Origin of the sequence: Bifidobacterium hominis (genome assembly GCF_040095915.1) — a bacterium.
Lineage (GTDB): Bacteria > Actinomycetota > Actinomycetes > Actinomycetales > Bifidobacteriaceae > Bifidobacterium > Bifidobacterium hominis.
This window is the reverse complement of record NZ_JBBMFR010000003.1, coordinates 44,037-61,939: the sequence shown is the minus strand read 5'-3', so window position 1 is coordinate 61,939 and position 17,903 is coordinate 44,037. Positions and strand designations below refer to the sequence as shown.

At 56.2% G+C, this 17,903-nt stretch carries 12 protein-coding genes; 6 read left to right on the top strand and 6 right to left on the bottom strand.

The genetic code is table 11. The annotated features are described in order from the left end of the window. The first annotated feature begins 153 nt into the window (after positions 1-153). Positions 154-378 (top strand): hypothetical protein, encoded by a 225-nt coding sequence (locus WMO36_RS03115; RefSeq protein ID WP_349076744.1) that lies wholly within the window; start codon positions 154-156, stop codon positions 376-378. A 223-nt stretch (positions 379-601) separates the two neighbouring features. Here the strand turns inward: WMO36_RS03115 and WMO36_RS03110 are convergent, their stop codons facing one another. After that, positions 602-3,046, bottom strand: coding sequence for a glycogen/starch/alpha-glucan phosphorylase (locus tag WMO36_RS03110; RefSeq protein WP_349076742.1), 2,445 nt, complete (start codon positions 3,044-3,046; stop codon positions 602-604). Between the two features lie 352 nt (positions 3,047-3,398). On the opposite strand from WMO36_RS03110, the gene WMO36_RS03105 reads away from it, so the two are divergent. Further along, positions 3,399-3,836, top strand: a complete 438-nt coding sequence (locus tag WMO36_RS03105; protein ID WP_302694782.1) for a sterol carrier family protein — start codon at positions 3,399-3,401, stop codon at positions 3,834-3,836. Between the two features lie 110 nt (positions 3,837-3,946). On the opposite strand, the gene WMO36_RS03100 is transcribed toward WMO36_RS03105, so the two are convergent. Continuing rightward, positions 3,947-4,327 (bottom strand): DUF3073 domain-containing protein, encoded by a 381-nt coding sequence (locus WMO36_RS03100; protein WP_195938193.1) that lies wholly within the window; start codon positions 4,325-4,327, stop codon positions 3,947-3,949. Positions 4,328-4,454: 127 nt separating this feature from the next. Here WMO36_RS03100 and trpS point away from each other — a divergent pair, with 127 nt between their 5' ends. Then, a complete protein-coding gene (trpS, locus tag WMO36_RS03095) occupies positions 4,455-5,555 on the top strand; it encodes a tryptophan--tRNA ligase (protein WP_065446534.1) in 1,101 nt (366 codons plus the stop codon). A gap of 121 nt (positions 5,556-5,676) precedes the next feature. Here the strand turns inward: trpS and WMO36_RS03090 are convergent, their stop codons facing one another. Together WMO36_RS03090 and WMO36_RS03085 are read right to left on the bottom strand one after the other, a co-directional pair. Further along, positions 5,677-7,305, bottom strand: coding sequence for a sodium/proline symporter (locus WMO36_RS03090; RefSeq protein WP_349076739.1), 1,629 nt, complete (start codon positions 7,303-7,305; stop codon positions 5,677-5,679). 178 nt (positions 7,306-7,483) lie between these two features. Beyond that, positions 7,484-9,223: a threonine/serine exporter family protein gene (locus WMO36_RS03085; protein ID WP_259295485.1), complete on the bottom strand. Its 1,740-nt coding sequence runs from the start codon at positions 9,221-9,223 to the stop codon at positions 7,484-7,486. A 361-nt stretch (positions 9,224-9,584) separates the two neighbouring features. On the opposite strand from WMO36_RS03085, the gene WMO36_RS03080 reads away from it, so the two are divergent. Both WMO36_RS03080 and WMO36_RS03075 read left to right on the top strand, forming a co-directional pair. Next, positions 9,585-12,341: a phosphoenolpyruvate carboxylase gene (locus WMO36_RS03080; protein WP_349076737.1), complete on the top strand. Its 2,757-nt coding sequence runs from the start codon at positions 9,585-9,587 to the stop codon at positions 12,339-12,341. Between the two features lie 352 nt (positions 12,342-12,693). Next, positions 12,694-13,389 carry a carbonic anhydrase gene (locus tag WMO36_RS03075; protein WP_349076736.1) on the top strand — a complete coding sequence of 232 codons (696 nt, stop codon included), beginning with the start codon at positions 12,694-12,696 and terminating at the stop codon, positions 13,387-13,389. 13 nt (positions 13,390-13,402) lie between these two features. Here WMO36_RS03075 and WMO36_RS03070 read toward each other — a convergent pair whose 3' ends face one another. Further along, positions 13,403-14,737: an ATP-binding protein gene (locus WMO36_RS03070; protein WP_099595718.1), complete on the bottom strand. Its 1,335-nt coding sequence runs from the start codon at positions 14,735-14,737 to the stop codon at positions 13,403-13,405. Between the two features lie 373 nt (positions 14,738-15,110). On the opposite strand from WMO36_RS03070, the gene WMO36_RS03065 reads away from it, so the two are divergent. After that, on the top strand, positions 15,111-16,442 hold the full coding sequence (locus tag WMO36_RS03065; RefSeq protein ID WP_099595719.1) for a hemolysin family protein: 1,332 nt from the start codon (positions 15,111-15,113) through the stop codon (positions 16,440-16,442). A gap of 181 nt (positions 16,443-16,623) precedes the next feature. Here WMO36_RS03065 and WMO36_RS03060 read toward each other — a convergent pair whose 3' ends face one another. Next, positions 16,624-17,607, bottom strand: coding sequence for an L-lactate dehydrogenase (locus WMO36_RS03060; RefSeq protein WP_099595720.1), 984 nt, complete (start codon positions 17,605-17,607; stop codon positions 16,624-16,626). Between the last annotated feature and the right edge of the window lie 296 nt (positions 17,608-17,903).

The following is a 17,903-nucleotide window of genomic DNA, read 5'->3' as shown; positions in this document are numbered from 1 at the left end:
ATCTGCGAAATCATTGCAAATGATTGCATTCTTGTGAATCCCCGGCGCGTAAATCCACCCAATCAACACATTCAAGGAATTAATATAGTGAACAGAGTTGGCTTGAACGAGCAGGTCAGCCAATGTTCGCCGATATTTGGGAAAGGATCCGTCATGGAGAACAAGTCTTCTAACGGTTGGAAGTTCTTCGCACTGCTCTTCGGAGCTTTGCTTGCCGGTGTCGTCGGTCTGTATGTGTACAAGCAGCAGAATCCGGATTACGATCCGTGGGAGGAGCCATGGGAGAACAGCTCGTCTCCTGTCGATCTTGGCCTGACCAAGGATGCCGAGGATGGCGAAGCCGACACTGAGGCCGCCGCCGCTCCCGAAGCCGCCTAATTCCTACTTCTTTTCAAAGCCCTGCCGCCCTTTTGCGCAGGGCTTTTTGTTATCTAGACATAAAAAGGGACGATTCCAAAGAATCGTCCCTTCGTCATCACTCTTTACCTAGCGCTATCAGGCGAGCGGAGCGAGTGGACTGACGCGTGCGGTATCAAGGCGTGGAAGGCGAAGGCGTACGAAGGTACGTCGAGCCTTCCACAACGCAGATAACGCTCCGTCATTACTTGAGCGGACCGGTCATCCAGATACGCTCGAGGTAATCCTCCATCGAGCGGTCGGAGCTGAAGTAGCCCGAGTTCGCCACGTTGATGAGGGCCTTGCGGTTCCATTCGAGCGGCTGGGCGTAGAGGGCCTCGATTTCCGACTGGATGGCGGTGTAGGCGCCGAAGTCGGCGAGGGTCATGAACCAGTCCTTGGTGAGCCAATCGTGGACAAGGTCTTCGTACACGGTCTTGTCGCCGTTGGAGAAGGTGCCGTCCGCGACCATGTCGATGGCGGCTTTGAGACGAGGATCGGCCTCGTAGTACTTCCTCGGATCGTAGCCTTCGGCATAGAGGGCATCCACCTCGTCGACGGTCATGCCGAAGAGGAAGAAGTTCTCAGCGCCGACGCGCTCACGGATTTCGACGTTGGCACCGTCGAGGGTGCCGACGGTCATGGCGCCGTTGAGAGCGAACTTCATGTTGCCGGTACCGGAGGCTTCCTTGCCGGCCTGGGAGATCTGCTCGTCGAGGTCGGTTGCCGGGATGAGGTGCTGTGCGAGACGCACGTTGTAGTTCCACGGGAAGTAGACGTTCAGCTTGCCCTTGACATCCGGGTCGTTGTTGATGACGCGGGCGACGTTGTTGATCAGCTGGATGGTCTGCTTGGCGAGGTAGTAGCCCGGAGCGGCCTTGGCGCCGAACACGATGGTGCGCGGCATGACATCGTCGGCGGCGATCCTGCCGGACTTGATGTCGGCGTAGCGTGCGATCACGGCGAGGATCTTCAGTGCCTGACGCTTGTATTCGTGCAGACGCTTGACCATGGTGTTGATCATGGTGTTCGGGTCGATGTCGAAGCCGTATTCGCGCTTGGCGTAGTTGGAGAAGTCAACCTTGTTGGCCTGCTTGACGGCGGCGAACTTCTTGACGAATTCGTCATCGGCTGCGAGCGGTTCGAGGCCCTTGAGCAGTTCGAGGTCGCTCACCCACTTGTCGGTGCCGAGGCCTTCGGTGATGAGGTCGGACAGACGCGGGTTGGCGAGCTTGACGAAGCGGCGAGGGGTCACGCCGTTGGTCACGTTGGTGAACTTGTCCGGATACACGTCGGAGAAGTTCTTCAGGGTGACGTCCTTGAGCAGCTGGGAGTGCAGCTCGGCAACGCCGTTGACGTGGGAGCCGCCGTAGGTGGCCAGGTAGGCCATGCGCACGGAGTCGCCGGTGTAGATGGCCATGTCCTTGATGGTGGCTTCGTCGACGCCCTTGGCCTTGAGCTCGGCTGCGAACTGGTCCTGGATCTTCTCGATGATTTCGAGGTGACGCGGCAGGAGTTCGCCGATGAGCTTGGACGGCCACACTTCCAGGGCTTCCGGAAGCAGGGTGTGGCAGGTGTAGTTGAAGGTCTTGTTGGTGACGGTCCAGGCGGTGTCCCAATCGTAGCCGTACTCGTCCATGAGGACGCGCATGAGCTCCGGAATGCCGATGACCGGGTGGGTGTCGTTGAGCTGGAAGGTGATCTTGTCCGCGAAGGTGGTCAGATCCGGCTTGTCCTGACCCGGGTAGAAGACGCGGATGGCGTCGTGGATGGAGGCGGACACGAAGAAGTACTGCTGCTCGAGACGCAGTGCCTTGCCCTGCGGGGTGGAATCTTCCGGATACAGGATCTTGGAGATGTTCTCAGCTTCAACCTGCGGCTTGACGGCGTCAAGGTACTCGGACTTGTTGAAGGTGAGCAGGTCGAACTCGTCGTAGCTCTTGGCGGTCCACAGACGCAGAGTGTTCACACGACCGGAAGCATAGCCCGGAACCATGTAGTCAACCGGGACTGCACGCACGGACCAAGCCGGCTTCCAAACCTTCTTGCCGTTCTCTTCGACGACTTCGCCACCGAAAGAGACCTTCTGGTCACGGTTGTAATCGATGTGGCCCCACGGCTCTTCGTTGGTCAGCCAGTAGTCCGGGGTTTCGATCTGCTTGCCGTTTTCGTCGAACTTCTGCTCGAAGATGCCGTACTTGTACTGGATGCCATAACCGAATGCCGGCACGCCCAGCGAGGCGAGCGAATCAATGAAGCAGGCGGCCAGACGACCGAGGCCACCATTGCCGAGTCCCGGCTCGTGCTCGGCGTCGACGACGTCCTGCACGGAGAAGCCGAGTTCCTCGACCGCGGCATTGAACTGCTCGGTCAGACCGGCGTTGAGCAGCGCGTTGCGCAGCTGCTTGCCCATCAGGAATTCTGCGGACAGGTAGCCGACTGCCTTGGTGTTGCCATTGACCATGTCAGCCTGGGTCTTGAACCAGGAATCCATGAGGTGGCGGCGCACCGCGGTAGACGCGGCGACGTACACGTCGGCCGGCTTGGCCTGCTCGACGGTGACACCCTGGGTGTACTTCAGCTGCTCGCGGATTTCGTCTGCGAACTGCTCCGCGGTGACCGCGGACTTCGGTGCGGTAATTTCAGTCATTAATCGACTCCCTTTGACGGATTACTCTCCAGAAACATTATGCCCTGCCCCAGCGTCCTTGCATTAGCGGCCGCATGAACACTAAGTAACATCATGCATACGTTCTCATATACAGCATACTATGTAATCAGAAAAAGACGAAATTTCAAACGATTACAGGCTAGCATTCGTTTGCAAAAAATGTAAACCGACTGCAAAAACGTTGCGAACGACACGCAAACGACATGCAACAAAATTGCGAACGCCGTCAGAAATCGCAAATATTTTTCCTCTCTTCACATCCCTGTTCAGTTGTGACTACGTTGTCTGCAACGCCTCATCACAGTCGCTTGCAAGCGGCAAAATAACACGTATGGCTGTTATTCGAGAACAAGATCTGCATAAGGGACATGACGCTTTTGCACAATGGCTGCAAACGTCTCATCGCATGATCGCCGACAATATTCCCGCAAATACCGACGCGGCACGCGATTTCCGTCTGGAATTCTCTCCACGATTGCCACGCCAACTGTGGGCGATGGCGGTGCGTTACTCGCTGCATCTGCTGGAGAAAGAAGCGCCCGGAGAGGGCGTGGAAGTGCGTGTCGCACCGTGGGGCGCCATCAAGATTCTCGACGGGCCGGCATCCGATCCGCATAATCTCACGCCGCCGGACGTGATCGAACTGGAACCGGACGTGTGGATGAGACTCGCCACGGGCATTACCAGCTGGGCTGAGGAGAAGGAAGCGGGACGCATCACGGCCGTTGGCGAACGCGACGATTTAAGCGGCTTGCTGCCGTTGGTGTGAAGGCTGCGAGAAGACCGTCACAGGCGCAAAAACGCATAGCAAAACCGCGATGCGGATATACCCAACAGGCATATCCGCATCGCGGTTTCACAAAGTACCTGATATGCCGATTAGTCCTGCTTCTTCGGCTTCAGCGCGCTGGGCATCGGCATCGGGATGGGCTTGTGCGACTTCGGCGCAGCGGACTTGGCTGCCGGGAACTCTCCGCTCGTGGCCTTCGCCGCCGCCTCCGCGGCCCACTTCGCATACTCGTCGAGGTCATCCTCGGCGTCGGTCTGCGCGGACTCCTGAACATCTTCAGAAATCTCATCTTCAGCGTCCGCATCGTGAGAATATTTTGCTTCGATATCGGCGAAAGGATCGAAAGAACCCGAACCAGGCTCCTGGGCACCGAGCTCCTTGGCGAGCTCATCGTAGTCGGTGTCGGTGGTCAGGTACTTGAGCTTTCGGGCTATTTTCTGCTGTTTGGCTTTCTGACGTCCGCGGCCCATCTGACCCCCTGAGGATTACTGTGCTATCAATTCATCAAACAAGAGAGTACCACTTGTTATGCCATATTTCGTTGTCGGCTCAGACTTTTACGATAAAATCGCTGATTTTCTTAAGAAAAGGACACGTATGACGGACGAAACCCAGGAGCAGCAGATCACCGCTGTCGGCAATGAAATGAGCGCGAGCTTCCTCGCAGCGAAGAAGCGTTCCGACGCAACGCTCGCCGCAATCGAACAGAATCCGGGCAAGTTCACCATGCTTACCGGCGACCGTCCGACCGGACGTCTGCATCTCGGCCATTATTTTGGTTCGATTCGCGAGCGCGTCGCCATGCAGAATCGTGGCGTGAATTCGAATATCATCATCGCCGATTATCAGGTGATCACCGATCGTGACACGACCGAGCATATCGAAGACAATGTGCTCAATTTGGTGCTTGATTACATGGCTGCCGGCATCGATCCGGAAAAGACCATGATTTTTACGCATTCCGCCGTTCCTGCGGAGAACCAGCTGATGCTGCCGTTCCTGTCGTTGGTGACTGAGGCCGAGCTGCATCGCAATCCTACGGTGAAGTCGGAAATGGAAGCTTCCGGCCATGCGCTGACCGGCCTGCTGCTGACTTATCCGGTGCATCAGGCATGCGACATTCTGTTCTGCAAGGCCAATGTGGTGCCGATCGGCAAGGATAACCTGCCGCATGTCGAGATCACGCGCACCATCGCGCGTCGTTTCAACGAACGTTACGCCAAGAAGCATCCGGTGTTCCCCGAGCCGGCTGCGATTCTGTCTGAAGCGCCGGAGATTCCAGGCTTGGATGGCCGCAAGATGAGCAAGTCGTACGGCAATTCCATCATGTTGGGTGCCACCGCGCAGGAGACCGCCAAGCTCATCAAGAAGAGTCCGACCGATTCCGAGCGTCGCATCACGTTCGATCCGATCGCACGTCCGCAGGTTTCCGCACTGCTGACGACCGCCGGTTTGGTCACCGGTCGTGACCCGAAGGAGATCGCCGAGGAGATCGGCGATTCCGGTGCGGGCGCGCTGAAGGCGTATGTGATCGAATCGGTGAACAGCTTCCTCGAGCCGCATCGCGCCCGTCGCGAGGAACTCGCCAAGGATATGGATTACGTGCGCGACGTGCTCGCCGAAGGCAACAAGAAAGCCAACGCCATCGCCAACGAAACCTTGGAGCAAGTCCGCGACGCCATGGGCATGCGCTACTAAAGCTCCAGAAACGCCATAATCACGCTTTAAACAGCGTTTCAGCATCGGCAAAGGCCGGAATTGCGTATTGTGCAATCCGGCCTTCCTGTACTTGAATCAGCTCATTGTCGATCGCATGCGATCAGATTTGCGCGCGCTTTTCGCCGGAAGCGATTTCCGCTGCAACCAAATCGTCATCCACCTTGCGATCATCGGGATCATCAAGATAATGATCGAACTCGTGCAACACTTCAGCATCGGGAGCCGGAGTCAACAACGACACCACCACAATGAACAACAGTGAGATGATGAACGCCGGAAGCAGCTCGTAAATAGCGAAGACACCACCAAGCGGCTTGATGAAATTATGCCAAATCAGCACGGTCGCAGTACCGGAAAGCATGCCTGCAATCGCACCGAATTTATTGGTACGACGCCAATACAGCGAACACAGCATCAGCGGACCGAATGAAGCGCCCAAACCAGCCCACGCATACGAAACAACTTGGAAAATCGACGAATTCTGATCGAATGCAACCACAATGCCGAAAACGAACATAACCAGCAGTGTGATGCGGGCAACCATCATCACCTGACGATCAGTAGCCTTGCGGTAGAGCAATCCGCGGAAAATATTCTCACCAACCGCGGAAGCACCGATAATCAGATACGATGAAGACGAACTCATGGACGCGGCGAAAATGCCCGATACCACGATGCCGCACATGAAGCTTGGCAGCAGCGCCTGCGAAACCACAATGAAAATGTTCTCCGCAGCGGACTGCGTGACGAACTGCGTCGGCATCATCGCACGGCCAACCAAACCGATGCACACGCCGCACGCCAGCGACACCACACACCATGTAGTGGCGATGATGCGAGACTTCTTGATCTCTTCGGAACTGCGGATCGACAGGAATCGCACGAGCACCTGCGGCATGCCGAAATAGCCAAGACCCCACGCAAGCATGGAAATCATGGTGATCACGCCGTATTCGGTAGGCGCGCCGAACATGGCCTGGCCAGCCTTGACAATCTGCTCGCCGGCATCGTTCAGAATCGGCGTGGCCATTTGCGTGCCGTCAAGGAAGCCTGGAATGCCTTTGAGGAAGGCGACGGTGTTGTCGACGCCGCCGACGGATGCGACGGAACCGATGAACACCACTGCCAGCGCGAAGAACATGAGCAAACCTTGGATGAAGTCGGTCACGACCACGGAAAGATAGCCTCCGATCACGGTGTAGGCGAACACGATGGCAGCGCCGATCACCATGGTCAGGTGGTAGTCCCAGCCGAACAGGGTCGAGAAAAGTTTGCCGACCGTCACGAAGCAGCTACCGACATACACACAGAAAAATACGAGGATGATCAGCGCCGCGATGGTGGAGACGATATTGCGTTTGTCATGGAATCGTTTGGAGAAGAAGTCCGGAATGGTGATCGCGTCACCTGCCACCACGGAGTAGCGGCGCAAACGGCGTGCGACGAGCTTCCAGTTGAGGTAGGTGCCGAGAGCCAGGCCGAGGGCCGTCCACAGCGGGTCGGCGGCACCGGTGAAGTAGGCGACGCCCGGCAGTCCCATGAGCAGCCAGCCGCTCATATCGGAGGCTTCGGCGCTCAATGCCGTCAGCCATGGACCAACGCCTCGACCACCCGCGAAATACTGACGAGTGGAGGAATTGGACCGCTTGGAGTAGATGAAGCCGATGGTGAGCATGGCCACAAAATAGATGACCATCGCCAGCAGCACCCAAAAATCTTTGGTAACCATGAATTCTCTCTTCTTAGATTGCTAGCCGAATTTCTTTCGAATCTCTTTCTTCAAATCTCTGTCGAAACGAATTTCTTTCGAATCTCTTCTGAAAAAAATATGCGATTGTCCCAATGTACCGGTCGAACATTGCGACAATCGCATTTATCTCATTTACGCGCCCAAATGCCGAAACGGATCAAATATCGTATCTCCAAGACTTATCAGTGATAACGCGAGCCATGGCTAGGCCGATCGGCAGACAGATAATCACCATGAACGCGCGGAAAGCCCAGTCGAGGGCGTTCAAGGTGTCGAATTGGCCGAGGTGGAACATGGCTTGATACATGTACAAACCGGGAACCATGATCACGATGGACGGCACGGTCAGGCAGATGCGCGGGTAGCCGAGATGCGGGGCGAGCCAGCTGCGATGAACCGCAGAACGCCATGCGGAGGCAAGCAGGCCTGCGAGCAGTGCGCCGATGAATGCGCCGGCTTCGGCGGGAACGCCCATGTCAACGATTTCCAAACGCAAGGTGTCAGTAATGGCGCCAATGGTGGCGGCGACAAGGCACATGCGCTGCGGCGAGTTGAACATGGTGGAGAAGCCCCAGACGCCGATGAATGCGAACACGAAACGCAACAGGCAATTGACAACCGGATTGAGTCCCAACGGCTCGAATCCTTCCGGATTCAAATGCACGATCGAAGCGACCATCCAGCCTGCGAGCGTCGCCATCAAAATAATGCACAACACGTACGCAACGCGCTGAATACCTGACGGAAAATCAATTTTCGCCATATCAAGTCCACCCGTAATCAGCGGGAATCCAGGAATCACAAACAGCATGGCACCGATGTAAGCCGTATCATGCTGCAATGCGACGGGCTCGAAAATACCAATCAATCGCAGGGTGCCCGTGCAGGCGAGTGCCGCGACGGCCACGCATACGAACGTCACGAAGAACTGGTTGAGATGGTGGGCGAACAGGCGGCGGCGCAGCCAGTGACCAAGTCCCGCGCCAATGAACGCGCCGATCATGTCGAAGGGACCGCCACCAAGCAGGAACACGAAGGATGCGCAGGCGCAGGCCGAGGCGAATCCCGCGAACACCGGCGAATACAGGGGTTTGCGTCGTTCGATCATGTCGAGTCGTTCGTGGGCTTGGCGAACGGTGATGCCTTGCGATTGGTCCGCTTCTTTTCCGACGTGGTCGAAATGTTCGGCGTATTGACCTTTTGGCGGCTTGTGATTGCGATTTTTGCGCGCTTTTTTCGTGGTCGATTCGCTTGACGTAACGTTGGCCGTACCGGCAGTTTCACGCTTGGTTTCACGTTCGGCTTCACGTTCACCGCGATTATGCTGCTCGCTTGCCGCTTCGATATCACGCAAGTGCAACGGCTGCGCGGTGGTATCGGTCACTTCGGCGCGTTCCGTCACCATTTCAAGCGCGTCGAGCACGGGATCGTCAGATCCCTCCTGATTCTGTTCGGCTTTCTGACGTTCGCGAAGACGCTTCGACAGGTCAGCCGACACCTGCGACGCATCACGCTTGTCGAGATGCTGCATAAGCCCTTCGGACACGTCGGATTGGCTGTGGTACATCGATCCTTTGCCGAGGTTCACGTTGAACCAGTCAGCGAAGTGTTCGAGCAGCCAAATGCGTTCCGTGTTGACGCCGGTGGTTGGCAGGTCGACGACTTCGGTGATACGGTCTTTGCCGTCGGTGCAGGAGGCTTCGATGTCGGTGAGGTTCACGTCGGCGCGCACGTGCACGCCCAGCGGATAGGCGATGCGGTGCATCATTTCGCGTACGCGGAAGCTTCCGGTGCCCGCGCCGAGATCGAGCATGCCGACGCGTACGATCACGCTGGCTTTTGCTGCGATTCCCGCTTCAGCGACCGGCTTGTCCCAATCCCGTTCGATATCTTCCATATCGAGCGGAATGGAGTGTGTATGGAATTTGCTGACGGCCGAAGCGCTTTTTTCCGCGCTATCGAAATTCGTCTCATGTTCATGTTCGTATTGTGCGCTCACAAGTTCAGGTCTAACGTGTGGGCTGGTCGGAGGATTTTCGAAATTTCCATCGATTTCACTTTGTGGACACCGTCGGACCACGATGCGGACATTTCCGGTGTTTCCGTAACCAAACTGTCGATTTGCCGAGCATACAATGGGCGTGCATTACCGACCGAACTTAGGGCTGTGGGCTCGCAACAGACGGCCAAAACAATCGCGGAGGTGCCGCGAAGGACCGACAGACCGGGCAACCCGATGGTTTGGAGAAGGAGGTCTGATGACAATAGAAAACGAACAGATCACGCCTGCCGACGCAGCTATCGTCTCGTCCGGCACCGGCACCAAAGGCCCCGAGGAGCGCGATCTTCCCGCTTCCCTCAAAGAGGAAATGGATCTGTGTTTGCAGATTCTTCGCGAGGTGCTCGGCGAATTCGACGAAAAGCTGCTGGCCAAGTTCGATGAAGTGCGCGAACACGCACTGAACGCTAGCGCCGAACGCTTCTCCGGTATTCTGACGGATACGAATCCGAATCAGGATGACCTGCAGAAGGTCGTCGACATCATCGATAAAACGGATGTGCATGAGGCACAACTGCTGGCCCGCGCCTTCACCACCTACTTCCATCTGGCCAACCTATGCGAGGAGAACTACCGTGTCTCCGTGCTGCACAGCCGTGAGGCCGCCGTAGATGACACCCAAGCCGTCGACCCAGTGAACGAAATGACCTGCGCCTACCACCAGCTCATTAACGAAATGGGTCCGGCCAAAGCCAAGGAACTGCTCGACCAGCTCGAGTTCCATCCGGTGTTCACCGCGCATCCGACTGAAGCCCGCCGCAAAGCCGTGGAAGGCAAAATCCGTCGCATCTCCCAGCTGCTCGCAACGCACAAGCTGCTTGGCGGTTCAGACAAGAAGGAAAACTCCCGTCGACTCTTCAACGAGATTGACGCGCTGTTCCGCACCTCTCCGATCGCACTGAAGAAGCCGACTCCGGTTGAGGAATCTGAAACCATTCTCGATATTTTCGACAATACGTTGTTCTATACCATTCCACAGGTGTACCGTCGTTTCGACGATTGGATCCTCGGAGATAAGGCTGGCCTCGTGCCGCCGGTATGCCCGGCGTTCTTCCACCCGGGAAGCTGGATCGGCTCCGACCGTGACGGCAACCCGAATGTCACCGCCAAGGTGAGCCGTCAGGTGGCCCGCAAGTTCAGCGACCACGTGCTGGGCGCGTTGCAAATCGAGACCCGCCGCGTTGGCAAGAACCTGACGATGGAAGCTGAGACCACTCCGCCGAGTGCCGAGCTCAAGAGCCTGTGGAACCATCAGAAGGAAATGAGCGAGCGCCTGACCGACAAGGCCGCACTGATCTCCACCAAGGAGCTGCACCGTGCCGTCATGCTGGTCATGGCCGATCGTCTGAAGGCCACCATCGACCGCGATGCTGATCTCATGTACCACTCCTGCGAGGATTACATCGCCGACCTGAAGGTCGTGCAGCGCTCCCTCGCCGAAGCCAACGCCAAACGTTCCGCCTACGGCCCGCTGCAGGACCTCATCTGGCAGGCAGAGACCTTTGGCTTCCATATGGTCGAGATGGAGTTCCGCCAGCACTCCGTCGTGCATTCCCGAGCGCTGGAGGATATCCGCGAACATGGTCTGCACGGTGAGCGTGGCGAACTGCAGCCGATGACCCACGAGGTGCTCGACACCTTCCGCGCCCTTGGTTCCATCCAGAAGCGCAACGGCATCAAGGCCGCCCGTCGTTACATCATCTCCTTCACCAAGAGCGCCCAAAACATCAGGGACGTGTACGAGCTGAACCGTCTGGCGTTCTCCCATCCCAAGGATGTTCCAACCATCGACGTGATCCCGCTGTTCGAACAGCTTGAGGATCTGCAGAACTCGGTAGACGTACTCGAGGAAATGATCAAGATTCCGGAGGTCCAGGCTCGTCTGAAGGCCACCTGCGGCAAGATGGAAGTCATGCTCGGCTACTCCGACTCCTCGAAGGACGCTGGCCCGACCTCCGCAACCCTGGCCCTACATTCCGCACAGGAACGCATCGCCAAGTGGGCGGAATCGCATGACATCGATCTGACCCTGTTCCATGGCCGCGGTGGTGCCGTCGGCCGCGGCGGCGGCCCAGCTAACCGTGCCGTACTCGCACAGCCGGTCGGCTCCGTAAAGTGCCGCTTCAAGCTCACTGAGCAGGGCGAGGTCATCTTCGCACGCTACGGCAACCCGGCACTGGCCATCCGCCACGTCGAGTCCGTTGCGGCTGCAACGCTGCTGCAGTCCGCTCCAAGCGTGGAGAAGCGCAATACGGACATGACCGCCAAGTACGCCGACATGGCCAACAAGCTCGACGAGGCCGCGCATAACCGCTTCCTCGACCTGCTGAACACCGACGGCTTCGCACCGTGGTTCTCCACCGTCACGCCGCTGACCGAAATCGGCCTGCTGCCGATCGGCTCCCGTCCGGCCAAACGTGGCCTTGGAGCCAAGTCCCTCGACGATCTGCGTACCATTCCGTGGATCTTCTCCTGGGCGCAGGCACGCATCAATCTGGCCGCATGGTACGGCCTGGGCACCGCGTGCGAACAGTTCGGCGATTTGAACACCTTGCGTCAAGCGTATGAGGAATGGCCTCTGTTCTCCACGTTCATCGACAACATCGAAATGTCGCTGGCCAAGACTGACGAGCGCATCGCCAAGATGTACCTTGCCCTCGGAGACCGTGAGGACCTCAACAAGAAGGTCCTCGACGAGATGGAGCTCACCCGCAAGTGGGTGCTCGAGATCGTAGGCGACAAGTGGCCTCTGCAGCACCGCCACGTGCTCGGCCAGGCCATCCGCATCCGCTCGCCGTACGTGGATGCGCTGTCCGCCACCCAGGTGCTCGCCCTCGGCTCGCTACGCAAGCGCGTGGACAAGGAAGAGCTCACGCACGGACAGAAGGAGAACTACACCTACCTGATCCTGTGCACCGTGTCGGGTGTCGCAGCAGGCCTGCAGAACACCGGCTGATTTTCGGCTGACCGCCTGACAAAAGCGAGCGGGGAGGTTCCGTGCCAATAAACGGCGCGGGCCTCCCCGCTCGCGTTCCCGGATTCAACTTGTAAGCGCAACGCCTTCTTAAATTAGAAACTGAACACTTCCAAACCTAGACAAGGCGTTGCACGTCTATTTAGAATCCGGGGCAGTCGCTCGGTTGGATGAGTCCGGCACGATACCGTCAGAGCCAAGGAATAGCTGCGTGATTATCCCCAAGAAAACGTCCTCAGCCCCTGCCTTAGATGGCGATTCAATCGAAACAACTTCAGAAACACCGTTTATGATGAACCATAGCCTGTGATGAAATGACAAAGAGGTGGAATCAATGACGGACGAAACATTTGTGAACCAGAACGACGTGGAGGGCACGGCGAACGGCGTGTGGAGCCGCATGTTGGCGGGCAACCGTAGATTCACGGAAGGCAAGCTGGAACATCCGAACCGCAGTGCGGAAGCACGCAAGGCGGTTATCGACACGCATGAGCCGGATGCGGCGGTATTGAGCTGCTCTGATGCACGTGTCAGCCCCGATATTATTTTCGACGCAGGCATCGGCGATCTGTTCACCGCGCGCACGGCAGGGCAGGTCATAGACGATGCCGTGATCGCCTCTTTGGAATACGCGGTGGATGTGCTCGGCGTGCGCCTTTTGGTGGTGCTCGGCCATCAGAATTGCGGCGCGATCAAGCAGGCATGCAAGGAATACGAGGCGTTGTTGCACGAGTTGACCGCCGACGCGGAGGATTCGCTGATGGCCGCTGACAGCGTTGCCGACCTTGACGAACGTATTCTGAACGCGAAATCGCTGATGCTGCGCACCGTCGGTTTTTCGATTTGGCAGGCGCACGAGTCGGAGCTGGAATCGACGGAGGATTTCGAGCGCGTGCACATCGCACGCACCATCGAGCAACTGGTGGAGCAGTCCGAGGTGATTCAGCGCGCGCTGGCGGAGGATCGGCTGATGATCACCGGAGCACGCTACCAGCTCGACACCGGAAAAGTCGAAGTATTGAGCTTCTGATTTTCTATACGATTCATGACAGACGTCGATCTGCCGTTGTACGTGCAAGCACAGCCACCGCATACAACGGTAGATCCTGTATGTCACCATCCTTGCGTGGAGGCAACGGCGAGAACCGCACAGCATGCTCAAAGCCGAATCGTTTGATGGCGGCCTTCAGACTTTTCGCGTGAAGATTGATGCCGGCCTTCACTTCAATCGGTATAACATACCGATCGTTCTGCGCAAGAAAATCAAGTTCGTTCGTCGAATTGGCATTCGTCCAATAGCGGGGCTCAAATCCATACGAAACAAGTTCCTGACATACCAATTGCTCGGCAAAAGCGCCTTTCGCTGAACCAAATACCGAATCGCCATCCAAAATACTCTCCGGACTCGCGCCATTCATGGTACGCAACAAACCGACATCGGACGTATAAAGCTTGAACGCATCGACATCATCGAATGATTTGAGCGGATATTCCGGAGCGGTGACCCGCGCGACCTTCAATGCGATCGATGAATCAAGCAACCGCTGAATCGCTAATTCAAAATCTTTGCCACGTCCACCGGAACGCACCGCACCATAAAGAAACTTCTTATTCTCACGCGCAAGCTGGGAGGGAATTGAATCCCAAACCTGTGCAAGGCGCAAGGAAAATCCCCTCGGCATCGCATCGGCATACTTCGAAAAATCACCGCGATAGCCCTGCAGGATGTCTTCCTGCACCTGCATTATCCGATTGAAATCAGCACCAGGATATGTATCGGCGAAAATCTCGACGGCTTCCGGCATGCCACCTACCACCATGTAGTATTTCAGCCATTCCATGAGCTGCTCGTGGAATACCGACATCATGTCCAGATCCGCGTTTTCGATGATTTCCGTAAGATTATGGCAGCCAACGGCGTCCAGAAATTCCAGAAAATTCATCGGATATAGACGGTAGCGATCCACCTTCCCCACGGGATAGGAAGTGCCTGGATGCACGGTGATGCCCAACGATGATCCGGTTGCGATCAGCGCGTATTCGCAAGCTTCCTCTGCGAAATATTTCAACGCCTCGACGGCTCTGGGAATCGCCTGCACCTCATCAAGCACAATCAAAGTCTTCCCGGGTTCAATGCGCGTTCGCGAAGCCAAAGCGATACCTGCAATCAACCGTTCAGGACGCAGAGAACCGGAAAAAAGTTGATCCATAGCCTCATTGTTCTCCAGTGAGACATACGCCATCGATTCAAACTGAGTGCGTCCGAGCTCTTTAACCAACCAGCTCTTACCGGTCTGTCGGGCACCGTCCAGAATCAAAGGCTTGCGATGCGCATCGTTCTTCCATGCGATAAGCCGTTTCATCATCCAACGTTTCATAGATGCACCTCGCTCGATCAACTTTCCCAATACACCATTTGCTGTCGGAATGGCGAATTGACAGGAATAGTCGTTTTAAACAAAAATACCATTTTCTAGGGGATAATCACCAGCTTAAGCTACATTTTCTAGGGGAAATTAAAAGTTTACACATACATAATCTCCATATCAACATCATATCGACGTCATGTTGCCCCACTGGACTAGGAGCAACCGAATACCGACAAGGACCGGCTGATGATCACCGGAGCACGCTACCAGCTCGACACCGGAAAAGTCGGAGTATTGAGCTTCTGACGTTTTTCCGGAAAAGACAGCTTCCAAGTCCGTTGCGTCGCGCTGTTTTGACATGCCGTTGCTTTAGATTGGAACCATGTCACTCGGTTTGAATATCCTCCTGATCTTCATCTTCCTGCTGCTCGGTTCCGTGTTCGCCGGCACCGAACTGGCGTTGGTCAGTCTGCGCGGATCGCAGATCGACCAAATGGAACAGGAGGATGCCCGCGGCAAGCGCGTCGCACAAATCGCACGCGATCCGAACACGTTTCTGTCGACCGTGCAGATCGGCGTGACGTTGAGCGGTTTTCTTTCCGCATCGTTCGGCGAATCGTCGATTTCGCCATACATTGTGCCGATCGTCGAAAGTTGGGGCGTGCCGACGAGCGTGGCCGCTCCCCTAACAACCATTGTGCTGACGTTGATCATTTCATACTGTTCGATTGTGATTTCGGAGTTGGTGCCGAAGCGTATCGCCATGCAGCGCAACGAGCAGATCGCGCGTGCCGTGGTGCCCGCGATTCACGTGTTTGCGAAGGTGTGCAAGCCGATTATTTGGCTGATCGGCAAGAATACGAACATTATTGTGCGCATGCTTGGTTTTGATCCGAACGAGACCGACAGCGAAGTGTCCGACGAGGAGCTGCGCGTACTCGTCAACACCAATACGAACTTGAGCAAAGACGAACGCACGATCCTCGACGACGTGTTCGACGCGTCCGAAACGATTGTGGCGGAAGTGATGCGCCCGCGCGCCGACGTGGTGTTTCTGGATGGTGCCATGCCAATCGAGGAGGCGGCCGCGTACGTACGCGGAATGCCATACTCTCGTTATCCGGTGACCGGCAAGGATTTCGACGATGTGCTCGGCTTTGTGCACGTGCGCGATCTGCTTGACATCCGCGACCCCAAAGCACGGACGGTTGCCGACGTGACGCGCGAGGGCATTTCGCTGCCGGGCACGTCGAAGCTGCTGCCAAGCCTTGAATTGCTACGAAAGCGCGGCATTCATCTGGCGGTGGTCATCGACGAATATGGCGGTACCGACGGCATCGTCACGTTGGAGGATATGACGGAGGAGCTGGTCGGCGATATTCGCGACGAATACGATCTGCCGGAGGAGAAAGGCGGCGAACGCACGGAACGTACTGCGTTCGTCAATGGCGTCGCCACTATCGAAGGTGGTATGACGATTGAGGATTTCGCTGATTTGACCGGTATCGAGCTTGAGGACGGCCCGTACGAGACGGTTGCCGGCTATTTTCTGGCGCACACTGGCAAGATGGGCGAAGTCGGCGATGTGCTGTCTTCCGACGACGGTTACGACATGACTGTCACGCAAGTGGACGGCCGTCGTATCGAAATGCTGGAAATTCGCAAGCATACGGTTGATGACGATACTGCGAAATCCGCAAAGACTGCAAAATAATCTGAAATTAATCGAAATAAATTGAGATAAATCGAAATAAAAACAGGCTTGCGATTATGTGAATGCTGATTTTTCATATGTTCAATATCAACATCAGTAATCGCAAGTCTGTCTATTACGTTTGTCACGTTATTAAATCTGTCGATTTACTACAGATTCAGCCGCAGATTTAATCACAGATTCAGCTACGCAGTGTGGAATGACATTCGTCGTCCCACCATGCAAGTTGCGCGATATTGGCGCGGATATGCTCGCAGGACGCGTGGAATTTGGCCTGTTCGCTTTCGGTGAGTGTGGGATTGAGTACTTCTTCGACGCCGTTCGCGCCGATGATGCACGGCAGGCTGGCATAATTGCCGCTTTCGCCTTGTTCGCCGGTAAGCAGCGTGGAGCAGGCGGTCGCATAGTGTTCGTCGCAGAGCACGGCTTGCGTAAGGCGTGCCGCGGTGGCTGCAATGGCGTATTCCGTGCACTCTTTGCCGGCATACACGCGGTATCCGCCTCGGCAGGCGTCCTGCTCAGTTTCCTCCTCGTCAAGAGTGAATCGTTGCGGATTGTCTTGCGCGAGTTGAGTGAGCGGCTTGCCTGCGATGTTCACGTTCGACCAGTAGGCGAACTGCGAATTGCCATGCTCCCCCAGCATGTATGCGCAGATTGATTTCTGGTCCACGTTGACGCGTTTCGCAATGGCGTTGCGCAGTCGTGCGGAATCCAACGCGGTTCCGGTGCCGATGATTTTGCGCGGATCATAGCCGGTGATGTGCCAGATTGCGGTTGCGACCACATCGCACGGATTTGAGATGGTGATGATCACACCGTGGAAGCCTGCGTTGAACAGTCGGGAGATCCAGGTGCGTGCAATGTCGGTGGTGACGAACAGTTCGCCGTCACGATTTTTGGCACTGGTTTTCACGTCGCCGGCAGCGTTGATTACCACGTCGCAGTCGGCTAGCTGCTCGTATTGCGTGCCGTAGTTGCCGATCACGCAATTATGCGGGTAGAAACTCAACGCATCGCTTAAATCCTGACATTCGCTGACTACCTTTTGATCGTTGATGTCGCACAGTTTCAGTTCTTCGGCCAGTCCTGCGGAAAGCACGGCATTTGCAACATGCGCACCCACGTGTCCGATTCCGATAATGCCGACTTTTCTCAATACAGCCATGGCCGGTCCCTTCCTCACTTGTTCGATCTTTCTGCATGACTGTTCGCATGCAAACGTTTCAGCTGACATGATTGTAGGCTTGCAAATCGCGGATGTTCAGCATTTTGAACATCTTATGGACACAAAAAGCTATACGAATCACCTATACGTCGTTATCAAACATTCGCAAGCCGTGGCAAGTCATGGCAATCTGCGCAATGTGACGGCAACGGCGCGATATCGCAAGTATTTCAACATCACAGGCAACGCAACAACATCGCCCTACGCAAGCTCATCGCAGCATGGCAGCGTGACGG

What these genes read in the sequence shown, in the direction of transcription:
- WMO36_RS03110 (WP_349076742.1), bottom strand. Translation starts at nt 3,046, where the DNA reads ATGACTGAAATTACCGCACCGAAGTCCGCGGTCACCGCGGAGCAGTTC.
- WMO36_RS03080 (WP_349076737.1), top strand. Translation starts at nt 9,585, where the DNA reads ATGACAATAGAAAACGAACAGATCACGCCTGCCGACGCAGCTATCGTC.
- WMO36_RS03090 (WP_349076739.1), bottom strand. Translation starts at nt 7,305, where the DNA reads ATGGTTACCAAAGATTTTTGGGTGCTGCTGGCGATGGTCATCTATTTT.
- WMO36_RS03070 (WP_099595718.1), bottom strand. Translation starts at nt 14,737, where the DNA reads ATGAAACGTTGGATGATGAAACGGCTTATCGCATGGAAGAACGATGCG.
- WMO36_RS03100 (WP_195938193.1), bottom strand. Translation starts at nt 4,327, where the DNA reads ATGGGCCGCGGACGTCAGAAAGCCAAACAGCAGAAAATAGCCCGAAAG.
- WMO36_RS03105 (WP_302694782.1), top strand. Translation starts at nt 3,399, where the DNA reads ATGGCTGTTATTCGAGAACAAGATCTGCATAAGGGACATGACGCTTTT.
- WMO36_RS03060 (WP_099595720.1), bottom strand. Translation starts at nt 17,607, where the DNA reads ATGGCTGTATTGAGAAAAGTCGGCATTATCGGAATCGGACACGTGGGT.
- trpS (WP_065446534.1), top strand. Translation starts at nt 4,455, where the DNA reads ATGACGGACGAAACCCAGGAGCAGCAGATCACCGCTGTCGGCAATGAA.
- WMO36_RS03115 (WP_349076744.1), top strand. Translation starts at nt 154, where the DNA reads ATGGAGAACAAGTCTTCTAACGGTTGGAAGTTCTTCGCACTGCTCTTC.
- WMO36_RS03085 (WP_259295485.1), bottom strand. Translation starts at nt 9,223, where the DNA reads ATGGAAGATATCGAACGGGATTGGGACAAGCCGGTCGCTGAAGCGGGA.
- WMO36_RS03075 (WP_349076736.1), top strand. Translation starts at nt 12,694, where the DNA reads ATGACGGACGAAACATTTGTGAACCAGAACGACGTGGAGGGCACGGCG.
- WMO36_RS03065 (WP_099595719.1), top strand. Translation starts at nt 15,111, where the DNA reads ATGTCACTCGGTTTGAATATCCTCCTGATCTTCATCTTCCTGCTGCTC.